The organism is Pseudoalteromonas sp. TB64, from assembly GCF_000498095.1.
GTDB lineage: Bacteria > Pseudomonadota > Gammaproteobacteria > Enterobacterales > Alteromonadaceae > Pseudoalteromonas.
On record NZ_AUTQ01000067.1, the window covers coordinates 1 to 11,224 of the forward strand.

Below are 11,224 nucleotides of genomic sequence, written 5' to 3' on the forward strand. Positions count from 1 at the left end.
CCGCCAGCAGAGTCTCCTTCCACTATGTATAGTTCAGATTGTGCAGGATCTTTTTCTTGGCAATCAGCTAACTTACCAGGTAAACCTGCTAAGTCCATTGCGCCTTTACGACGTGTCATTTCGCGGGCTTTACGCGCTGCTTCACGTGCACGCGAGGCATCAATGATCTTACCAACAACAATTTTTGCATCACTTGGGTTTTCTAATAAAAACTCAGTGAATTTTTCAGCCATTGCTTGTTCAACTGCAGATTTAACTTCACTTGAAACTAGCTTGTCTTTTGTTTGTGATGAAAACTTAGGATCTGGAACTTTAACACTAACAACAGCAGTCAAACCTTCGCGAGCATCATCACCCGTTGCATTACTGGTTGTTTTAGCTTTTTTATTAAAGCCTTCTTTTTCCATATAGTTATTAAGTGTACGTGTTAGCGCAGATCTAAAACCGGCTAAGTGAGTACCACCATCACGTTGTGGAATATTATTTGTAAAACAGTAAATATTTTCTTGGTATGCATCATTCCACTGCATTGATACTTCAACACTAATACCATCTTCTTCACGTTCATGAGTAAAGTGGAATACACCTTTATGAATAGGTGTTTTATTACGGTTTAAGTATTCTACAAAGGCTTGTATTCCGCCTTCGTATTTAAAGTGATCCGATTTATTTTCTTCACGTTCATCATTTAATATGATGCTCACGCCAGAGTTTAGGAATGAAAGCTCACGTAAACGTTTAGCTAAAATTTCGTAATGGAAATCTAAGTTTGTAAATGTTTGATCGCTTGGCCAAAAACGTAATTCGGTACCTGTTGTTTCAGAGTCACCAATCACAGCTAATGGAGCGTCAGGAACACCCATTGTATAAAATTGCTCATGAAGTTTACCTTCACGGCGAACTGTTAGTTTTAACTTTTCAGAAAGTGCATTTACTACCGAAACACCAACACCGTGTAAGCCACCAGATACTTTGTAAGAGTTGTCATCAAACTTACCACCAGCATGAAGTACCGTCATGATAACTTCGGCTGCTGATACGCCTTCTTCTTCATGGATAGAAGTTGGGATACCACGACCGTTATCTCTTACCGAGACAGAACCATCTAAGTGAATAGTTACATAGATATCATCACAATAACCAGCTAAAGCTTCATCGATAGAGTTATCAACTACCTCAAACACCATATGGTGTAAGCCTGTGCCATCATCGGTGTCCCCAATATACATTCCAGGACGCTTTCTTACTGCGTCTAATCCTTTAAGTACTTTAATACTCGACGAGTCATAATTCTCAGACATGGTTAATCCCACTTATCTTGTTATTAGGTTGCCATGTTTCACGTGGAACATTTGTAGTTCTCGCTGCATGGGTTCCACCACAGCAGAAATACTTTCAGACAAAATTGAAGAGATAAAAATTTGAGAACTGCAGTGAGCAAGTAATTGACCCACTTTCTCTTTTGTATCTTCGCCTAACTCTGAAGGTAGATCATCTATTAGCAATATTGATTGCTTATCTGTTTCTGACTCAATTAAGCTATTCTGCGTTACTTTTAACGCATAAAGCAAAAGCTTTAATTGACCGCGTGAAAATGTATTCTCTACGCTGTTGCCAAAAACACTAAAACTAAAATCGGCCTTATGTGGACCTTTACTTGTAAACCCTTGGCGAGCATCTCGCTCAAAGTTTTGCTCTAATGCATCAGCAAGAGATTCACTCTCTTTCCAACCTGCATTAAAGGTCATTTCTAAATCGCGTATAAGCGTTAATTCTGCACACATTTTATCAAAAAACTGCTGCTTAAACCTACTTATATACGCCATTCTTAATTTATTTATTTGTTCAGCTAGTCTAACAAATTCTTTGTCCCAAAACCTAATTTGGTCAAAATAATTCTTAGGCTTAGTTTTTAATAATGCGTTGCGTTGTTTTAACACTTTATTAAACGATTGCCACAAGAAAAAAAACTCATGTTCCACGTGGAACAAACCTAAATCTAAAAACTTTCTACGTTCTTTTGGTCCACCAAAAAACAATGAATAACTCTCTGGTGTAATAATTTGGACCGGCATGAGTTGAGCGAGTTCTGATATTTTACGGCTTGCCTTACCCTGTATTTTTAAATTGGTTTCACCCGTTTGGGTTTTACTTATACCAATAGGAATAGATAAGTCATGTAGTGCTTTTCTGCCATGTATAACAAACTGCTCTTGCTGATGCTGTATGATACTTTTATGTTTTGGTGTTCTAAAAGATTTGCCGTGAGAAAGGAAATAAATAGCTTCTAAAAGGCTAGTTTTACCACTGCCGTTTTCACCATAAATTATGTTAACGCCATTTACTGGTTCTAGCGTCAATGCCTCAATATTACGAAAATATTTGAGGCTCAAATGACTTAAGCTCATTGTGTATTTATAGTCTTATAAACGCATAGGCATAACAACATACATTGCTTCTTCATCACCCGCACCTTCAATTAGTGCACTGCTGTTTGAATCAGCTAATGTAAATAGTACATCTTCGGTTTTTAATGTATTTAATACATCAAGTACATAAGATACGTTAAAACCTATTTCTAGGTCAGCGCCTTCGTAACTTACTTCGACAACCTCTTCAGCTTGTTCTTGCTCTGGGTTATTGGCTGTAATTTTTAATAAACCGTTTGATAAGTTTAAACGAACACCACGAAATTTTTCATTAGATAAAATAGACACACGTTGAAACGCATTGCGTAACCATTCACGGTTAGCCGTAATTACTTTATCGCCGCCACGGGGTAATACTCGACGATAATCAGGAAATCGTCCATCTACCAATTTACTAGTAAACGTAAATTCGAGATCGATAATACGAATATGGTTAGCACCAAACTGAATTGTAACTAGTTCATCATCTGCGACCATAAGGCGCATAATTTCTTGCACACCTTTACGCGGAATAATTAGCTGGCGCTGCGTATTAAGCGATTGTGTTAATTGCTTTTGCGCAATAGCTAAACGATGCCCATCAGTAGCAACAGTTTTTATATCAGTATTATCTACTTCAAACGACATGCCGTTTAAGTAGTAACGAACATCCTGATTTGCCATTGAAAAATGAGTGCTTTCGAGTAATTTACGTAACTCTAAGCGGGTAAGTTGAAATTCAACCTCTCCATCCCATTCTTCTAAATTAGGAAAATCATCAGCTGATAAAGTTGTTAAAGAAAAACGACTTTTACCACTGGTTAAAAGTAATTGATGTTCTTGTAAGCTCAAAGTAAGGTCTGAACCGTCTGGTAGACTTTTACAAATATCGAGTAATTTTTTAGCGGGTAACGTTAGTTTTGTATCGGCAACATTATCACCTACAAACACGCCAGAAACGAGTTCAATTTCAAGGTCGGTCCCTGTCATTGAAAGTTGTCCGTTTTCTACCACTAACAATACGTTAGATAAAATTGGCAATGTGTGTTTGCGCTCAATCGCACCCGACACTTGCACTAATGGCTTTAAAAATTGTTGTCTTGATATTGTTATTTGCATAATAAAGTCAGCCCTAAGATGACAATGTTCTTATTAAGTTTTGGTAATCTTCTTTTATTTCGTGGCTCTCATCACGTAGTGATTTAATTTTACGACACGCATGTAATACAGTGGTATGGTCTCGACCACCAAACGCATCACCAATCTCAGGTAAGCTGTGATTAGTTAGCTCTTTAGACAATGCCATAGCTACTTGACGAGGTCTTGCTATAGAGCGACTGCGACGCTTTGATAAGAGATCTGATATACGAATTCGGTAATACTCAGCAACCGTACGCTGAATGTTATCTATGGTAACCAGTTTATCCTGCAAGGCAAGTAAATCGCGTAGCGCTTCTTTTACAAAATCAATAGAAATTGGACGACCCGTAAAATTAGCATTAGCAATCACACGATTAAGTGCACCTTCTAATTCACGTACGTTTGAACGTAATTTTTTTGCAATAAAAAAAGCAACTTCATGCGGTAAATTAATTTTACTCTGCTGGGCTTTTTTCATCAAAATTGCAACGCGTGTTTCAAGCTCTGGCGGCTCAATCGCGATTGTTAAACCCCAACCGAATCGTGACTTAAGGCGATCTTCAACCCCTTCAATCTCTTTTGGATAACGGTCAGAAGTTAAAATGATTTGTTGGTTACCTTCAAGTAATGCATTAAAGGTATGAAAAAACTCTTCTTGTGAGCGTTCTTTATTAGCAAAAAATTGGATGTCATCGATCATCAATGCATCAACACTTCTGTAATAACGCTTAAATTCTTCAATTGCGTTATTTTGTAGTGCTTTTACCATATCTTGCACAAAGCGCTCAGAGTGCATATAAACAATTTTAGCATCTGGCTTGTTAGCCAATATACCGTTGCCTACTGCATGTAATAAGTGAGTTTTACCTAAACCAGTTCCACCATATATAAAGACCGGGTTAAAAGCCGAACCAGGATTGTCAGCTATTTGTGTAGCAGCAGCTTTAGCTAATTGGTTTGACTTACCTTCTACAAAGCTATCAAAAGTATAATTTTCTTTTATATTAGATTTGTAATTTGATTTAGGCGCAGGTTCAACAACTGGTTTTGGTTGACGTAATTGCTGTTTTGCTGACGTTTGCGCACTAGGTGTAGATTGTGCATCAATAGCAGGTGCAACTTGGGCATTAACCAAGGGCTTACTACCTACATCAAAACGTAACTCAGGGGCTTCAACACCACAAATTTCGACTAAAAGTTCGTTAATTCTATTTAAATACTTTTCTCTCACCCAATCAAGCACAAAGCGATTAGGTGCGTAAATCGTCAAGGTATCTTCGGTACTTTCTGCTTGAAGTGGTCTTACCCACATACTGAACTGCTGCGAAGGCAATTCATCTTGCAATACATATAAACAACTTTGCCAAACCGACAGATACACAGTTAAACTCCCAGAGATATAATTTTTATTCCCGCACATCATTAATGATTAAAAATCATCCATTTATTGCGTTAAAATGGTCTAATAAGCGACCCAAGGCCGAGTATTATGAAGATACTTTATCCACAAGTAAAAGATTGATTTTTATTAAATTGTTGATATCGATGTATAAATATATTAACAGACTGATTTAAAACAGCTTTTATTTAAAAGCTTGATGACAGATCATAACAAAAACAGACTAAGATCGCGAACCAAATTTACGATCCATTTTACTTTTCCCCTGCTTTTATTCACTTTTTATACAAGGGCTGTGGAAAACTCTTTATTAATGATGATCCTAGAGGATCATCCTTTATGATCTACATTAACTATATAATAAACACTAAGTGTGTAGTGTAATTATGATTGACTTTAATGTGTTTCATCTATAATATCTCGCGCTCGCAATGGCACCTATGCCAGGATCGCGACCTGCGTAGGATGTTTTAACTTTAACCGATCGGATGAGATTGTTATGAAAAGAACTTTTCAACCTAGCGTTTTAAAACGCAAACGTGCACACGGCTTCCGTGCTCGCATGGCAACTGTAAATGGCCGTAAAGTATTAGCACGTCGCCGCGCTAAAGGCCGCAAAGTTCTTTCTGCTTAATATATAAGTGGAAGACTTTAGCTTTGGCAGGGAGTTACGTCTGTTAACTCCCTCGCATTACTCTCGTATATTTAATGAACCCGCTCGGGCTGCAACTCCTTTCTTTACTCTATTAGCTAAACCAAATGACCAAGATAAACCTAGGTTAGGTCTTACTGTTGCTAAAAAACGTGTAAAAAAGGCATGCCAACGAAACCGTATTAAACGTCTTGCTCGCGAAAGTTTTCGTTTAAATCAACACAATATAGATAATATCGATATTGTGCTTATGGTAAAAAATGGTATCGATGATCAGTCTAATGAAGAATTAACCAAGCAACTTACTAAGTTATGGCGAAAAATTAACGAACGCTGTAAGCCAGGCGCTCCTAAACCGCCACCTTTTAAGAAACGCCCAAACAAATCAGCTAAATCCAATAAACAAACCCAATAGCAATAGAATTGCAGGGTTAATTAATGTATCTTTAGCTCACCTTTTAATCATGCATTTAAAATTTCTAATTGAGTCTTTAAATACATGATATCTATCTCACTAAACTTAAGTAGGGGCATAAACATCATGAGGTTACTTAAACCACTTGTTGCTTTACCGAGGTTTTGTTTAGTGTTATTTATCCGCGGTTATCAAAAGTGGATTAGCCCGCTGTTAGGTCCGCATTGTCGTTTTAATCCAAGCTGCTCACATTATGCAATTCAAGCAATTAATTTGCATGGATTTATAAAAGGTAGTTGGTTAGCTTTAAAACGCATATTAAAATGCCATCCTTTACATTCAGGTGGAAATGACCCCGTCCCTGAAAAATTAACCCATATTAACCACCAACACGAGAAATAAGAGCTGTTATGGAATCGCAACGCACGTTTTTATTAATTGGCCTAATGCTAGTGTCGTTTTTATTATTCCAAGAATGGGATAATGATTACAACAAGCCTAAAGTCGATCCAAGTGCCACAACACAAACACTACAAGCAAATTCACCAGAGTCGGATGATTATATTCCTTCATCGTCAGATTCTGATTTACCCGCTTCAGCAACTTTAGCTAAGCGTTCAGTTATAGAAATTACAACTGACGTTTTTAAAGTTAAAATTGACACCAAAGGCGGTGACATTGTTGAAACAGACTTACTTCAATACGAAGATACTAAAGGTAGTGATACACCTTATATGCTTCTTGGTGAGATTGATGGTAGTAAGCAATACTTTTCACAAAGTGGCTTAATTGGTTTAAATGGCCCTGATGCATCAGCTAACGGTCGCCCTACTTACAAAACAGAACAAAAGTCATATACTTTAACAGGTGATGAGCTTCGCGTTCCGCTTCAGTTTACTGATAGCAACGGTGTTAACTTTACAAAAACATATGTATTCAAAAAAGGTCAATATGATGTTGGCTTAGAATACAAAGTTAACAACACCACCAGCGCACCACTTCAAGTACAGCTATACACGCAAATTAAGCGTACTGTACAAGAAAAAGGCAGCATGGTTGATCAAAACTATTTAGGCGCTGCATACGGTACTGACGAAGAACCATACGAAAAGTATAGTTTTTCTGATATGGCTGATAAAAACTTAAACAAGAGTACTCAAGGTGGTTATGTTGCATTTATACAACATTACTTTGTAAGTGCTTGGGTTCCAATGCAGGATCAATCAAATACACTTTATAGCTTAATTACAAAAAGTAATGCCGCTATTATTGGTGCTAAAGATCCCGCTGTAAATATTCAAGCTGGTAGTGAGCAAACACTAACTGCTATTTACTATATGGGTCCAAAAGAGTCTGATATTCTTGAAGCTATTCATCCAGACCTAGACTTAACTGTAGATTACGGTTGGTTATGGTTTATTTCGCAACCTTTATTTGTATTGCTAAAATGGCTACACAGCATTTTAGGTAACTGGGGTGTAGCAATTATTGCCATCACTATTATCGTAAAATCGTTAATGTATCCACTTACTAAAGCGCAATACACTTCAATGGCAAAAATGCGTGCCCTACAGCCTAAAATGGCAGCCCTTAAAGAAAAGTTTGGTGATGACCGTCAAAAGTTCGGCCAAGCAACTATGGAAATGTACAAAAAAGAAAAAGTTAACCCTATGGGTGGTTGCTTCCCTATTTTGCTACAAATGCCAATTTTCTTAGCCTTGTTCTATGTATTCTTAGAATCGACAGAACTTCGCCATGCTGAATTTATTTTTTGGTTAAATGACCTTTCTGCACAAGACCCGTACTACGTATTACCAATCTTATTTGGTGCGAGTATGTTTGTGACTCAAAAACTACAACCTATGACGGTTACTGATCCAATGCAGCAAAAAATGATGACCTTTATGCCGGTTATCTTCTCTGTATTCTTCTTATGGTTCCCATCTGGTTTAGTTCTTTACTGGTTAGTGTCTAACCTTATTTCTATTGTCCAGATGTTAATCATCTACCGTGGCATGGAAAAGAAAGGAATTAAAGTAAGAGGCTAACTAAGCTCCTACTTATATAAAGGCGACTTCGGTCGCCTTTTTTATTGCTTGTTTTTCACCACAGCTATTCGCTACAAATAAATCCATAGGTTACAATACCGCCATAAAGTTACTTATCGTTGGCAAATTAATAGCATGATAAATCAAGATACAATTGCAGCACAAGCAACTGCCCCCGGACGTGGTGGTGTTGGTATTATTCGCGTTTCAGGCAGCCTTGCTAAAAGTGTCGCCGAAAAAGTAGTCGGTAAAATTCCTAAAGTTCGCTACGCCGATTACGTGCCATTTAAAAGCCTAGCTGGCGAGCAAGTTGACCAAGGTATTGCAATTTACTTTGCCGGGCCTAACTCATTTACAGGCGAAGATGTACTTGAGCTACAAGGTCATGGTGGTCCTGTAGTACTTGATATGCTACTTAAAGAAATTAGTAAAATCGAGGGCGTTCGTTTAGCAAAACCAGGTGAGTTTTCTGAGCGCGCATTTATGAACGACAAGCTTGATTTAACACAAGCAGAAGCCATCGCCGACTTAATTAATGCTACCAGCGAGCAAGCCGCTAAAAGCGCCCTACAGTCTTTACAAGGTGAATTTTCTAAGCACATAGAAACACTCGTAGAAAAAGTAATTCATTTACGTATGTACGTAGAAGCAGCCATTGATTTTCCGGATGAAGAAATTGATTTTTTATCAGATGGTAAAGTGTCAGGCGACTTAGACGCCATTATTACTCAGCTTAATACCGTAACCAATCAAGCCAAGCAAGGCAGCATCATGCGCGAAGGTATGCGTGTTGTTATTGCAGGTCGCCCTAATGCGGGTAAATCAAGCCTACTTAACGCTCTAGCTGGGCGTGAAGCCGCTATTGTAACAGAAATAGCAGGTACTACTCGCGACGTACTACGAGAACATATACATATAGATGGTATGCCACTGCATATTATAGATACAGCAGGTCTTCGTGAAAGCCCAGACAGAGTTGAGCAAATAGGTATTGAGCGTGCATGGGATGAAATAAACCAAGCAGATCGCGTTTTATTTATGCTTGATGGCACCGATACAATAGACACTGACCCTCACAAAATTTGGCCTGAATTTATGGCAAAATTACCAGAAGGTATGGGCGTTACTGTCATCAGAAATAAAGCCGATTTATCGGGTGATATAGTGGGCATGGAGCAGGAGCAACAATACCCGGTTATCAGCTTAAGTGCTAAAAATGCTGACGGTATTGAACTTGTACGCGAGCATTTAAAAGCCTGTATAGGCTTTCAAGGCGCAACAGAAGGTGGCTTTATGGCGCGCCGTCGTCATTTAGATGCACTAGAGAGTGCTGCGTATCATTTAGAAACAGGTAAAACACAATTAGAAATGCACATTGCTGGTGAAATATTGGCTGAAGAACTTCGTTTAACGCAGCAATTTTTAAATGAAATAACCGGTGAATTTACCTCAGACGACTTACTTGGCAAAATATTTAGCTCGTTTTGTATTGGTAAATAACAGAGCTCAACTACTAATTATGCCCATCTTAAATATTTTAAATAAAGAGATGGGCTAAATAGCAATCAATTGATCTCGAAGCTTAACTGACTAGGATCATCCGTAGCTATGTAAATTGCTTTTAGAACATTATCGCCATTCTCATTAGTTTTAAAACTTTCAAAAGCATAATTTTTAGCAAAATTAGATAACTTATTTATAGATTCATTATCGCTATTACTTGAGTAAGTCATCTCGATTATGCATACCTTGCCTGCACAATCGGACTTTTGATCAAAAATCTGCACATCTTTTAATTCATCAATTATAAATTGCTCTAAAGTATCTTTTCTAAGCTGGCTATCTTCTGAGTAATCAACTTTTTCCATATATGTTAATGCCTTAGAAATATCGTCTATAAAAAAATTATCTACTGACGATCTAGACAAAACTTCTTTATCTGTCGTTTTATCTTTAACAACAAATTGCTCAGAGAAGGAGTCAGCGGCAATTACTAATTCATCTGAACTTTCCCTATTATTTAGTGCTACGTCTTCAATAGCTTGTAAATCCACTTTTTTTAACTCTTCCTTTTCGTGAGAAAGCGCAGGTCGAATAGGGCTAGATTCAGGTAGATTTACTGCGGCTTCATTGGAGGGCAGTTGCGTAGGTCTATTTTCTAATTTATTACTTTCACTAAAATAATTAAGACTGATAATAGTGATGCCTATTACAGCAATTCCAGATAGTATTTTATAGTTCATTTTACCCTCATAAATATAAATAAAAGCAGTATTACTCTAGGGGCTGTTGATCTTTGTAGTATATATATTAATCAGCCCACATTGGTAGCCACATCATAGTAAATGCTAAAGCGAGCATGGAATGATAATTCCGTTCAAGCTTTTCATACCTTGTAGCTATCCCTCTATATTGTTTGATCCGACCAAAGGCATTCTCAACTAAGTGCCTATATTTGTACATGCACCAGTCAATATCTTCATTACCCACTAAACTGTTATCCTTGCGTGGAATAACGGGTGTAGCGCTATTATCACGAATAAACTCTCTTAGTTTTTCACTATCGTAGCCTTTATCTGCGACAACCACATTACTCGTTGGGCAATTGTCTACAAGTGACTCTGCATGGACGATATCATGCGTATTTCCACAGGATAATTCATAATAAACAGGCAATCCTCCGCTATCTACTGCAAGATGAATTTTAGTCGAATTGCCACCTCGACTCTTACCGATTGATTCATTGCCAGCGGTTCTTGCACCGCAACTATGCTGGTGAGCCCTGACAATACTGCCATCAATAAAGATCCAATCCATATCAGCATAGTGGGATAACACACGAAATAATTCATTCAAAATATCTTTTTTGGACCATAAATTAAATCGTCTATAGATAGCACTCCACGAGCCGAAATAAGACGGTAAATCTCGCCAAGGAATACCGGTACGCATCTTATAGAGTATGCCTTCGAGCGTTTTTCTATGCTCAGGCTTATTATAAATTCGACCACTTAAGTGCATTACTTTTGATAAGACATTCCATGTCGCGTCTGTTAACATTAATCTTGGCATGAGGGTTCGGTGTAACGTTTTTTAGCGAATTCAATTATACCTTATCCTCATGCTGTTTGTTTTTTATACCGCAAAGATCAACACGCCCTA

Annotated in this window: 11 protein-coding genes; 5 read left to right on the plus strand and 6 right to left on the minus strand. The window is 37.7% G+C overall.

Going from position 1 to position 11,224, the window contains the following annotated elements:
* The 4 genes from L647_RS0102840 to dnaA form a co-directional block, all read right to left on the minus strand.
* The coding region (locus L647_RS0102840; RefSeq protein WP_024609852.1) for a DNA gyrase subunit B at positions 1–1,301 on the minus strand (1,301 nt) is incomplete at its 3' end.
* A 12-nt stretch (positions 1,302–1,313) separates the two neighbouring features.
* Positions 1,314–2,408: a DNA replication/repair protein RecF gene (gene recF, locus L647_RS0102845; protein WP_024609853.1), complete on the minus strand. Its 1,095-nt coding sequence runs from the start codon at positions 2,406–2,408 to the stop codon at positions 1,314–1,316.
* A 15-nt stretch (positions 2,409–2,423) separates the two neighbouring features.
* Positions 2,424–3,527 carry a DNA polymerase III subunit beta gene (dnaN, locus tag L647_RS0102850; protein WP_024609854.1) on the minus strand — a complete coding sequence of 368 codons (1,104 nt, stop codon included), beginning with the start codon at positions 3,525–3,527 and terminating at the stop codon, positions 2,424–2,426.
* Positions 3,528–3,540: 13 nt separating this feature from the next.
* A complete protein-coding gene (gene dnaA / locus L647_RS0102855) occupies positions 3,541–4,929 on the minus strand; it encodes a chromosomal replication initiator protein DnaA (protein ID WP_024609855.1) in 1,389 nt (462 codons plus the stop codon).
* A gap of 517 nt (positions 4,930–5,446) precedes the next feature.
* Here dnaA and rpmH point away from each other — a divergent pair.
* From rpmH to mnmE, 5 genes are all read left to right on the plus strand, one after another.
* Positions 5,447–5,581, plus strand: coding sequence for a 50S ribosomal protein L34 (gene rpmH, locus L647_RS0102860; protein WP_004335215.1), 135 nt, complete (start codon positions 5,447–5,449; stop codon positions 5,579–5,581).
* Between the two features lie 7 nt (positions 5,582–5,588).
* Positions 5,589–6,014 carry a ribonuclease P protein component gene (gene rnpA / locus L647_RS0102865; protein ID WP_024609856.1) on the plus strand — a complete coding sequence of 142 codons (426 nt, stop codon included), beginning with the start codon at positions 5,589–5,591 and terminating at the stop codon, positions 6,012–6,014.
* Between the two features lie 126 nt (positions 6,015–6,140).
* Positions 6,141–6,416, plus strand: coding sequence for a membrane protein insertion efficiency factor YidD (gene yidD, locus L647_RS0102870; protein WP_024609857.1), 276 nt, complete (start codon positions 6,141–6,143; stop codon positions 6,414–6,416).
* Positions 6,417–6,424: 8 nt separating this feature from the next.
* Entirely contained in the window at positions 6,425–8,062 is a 1,638-nt protein-coding gene (yidC, locus tag L647_RS0102875) for a membrane protein insertase YidC (protein WP_024609858.1), read from the plus strand.
* A 135-nt stretch (positions 8,063–8,197) separates the two neighbouring features.
* Complete coding sequence (mnmE, locus tag L647_RS0102880; RefSeq protein WP_024609859.1) at positions 8,198–9,562, plus strand: tRNA uridine-5-carboxymethylaminomethyl(34) synthesis GTPase MnmE; 1,365 nt, start codon at positions 8,198–8,200, stop codon at positions 9,560–9,562.
* 65 nt (positions 9,563–9,627) lie between these two features.
* Here the strand turns inward: mnmE and L647_RS0102885 are convergent, their stop codons facing one another.
* Together L647_RS0102885 and L647_RS0102890 are read right to left on the minus strand one after the other, a co-directional pair.
* Entirely contained in the window at positions 9,628–10,305 is a 678-nt protein-coding gene (locus tag L647_RS0102885; RefSeq protein WP_024609860.1) for a hypothetical protein, read from the minus strand.
* A 67-nt stretch (positions 10,306–10,372) separates the two neighbouring features.
* A complete protein-coding gene (locus tag L647_RS0102890; protein ID WP_024611512.1) occupies positions 10,373–11,134 on the minus strand; it encodes an IS5 family transposase in 762 nt (253 codons plus the stop codon).
* Positions 11,135–11,224: the final 90 nt, after the last annotated feature.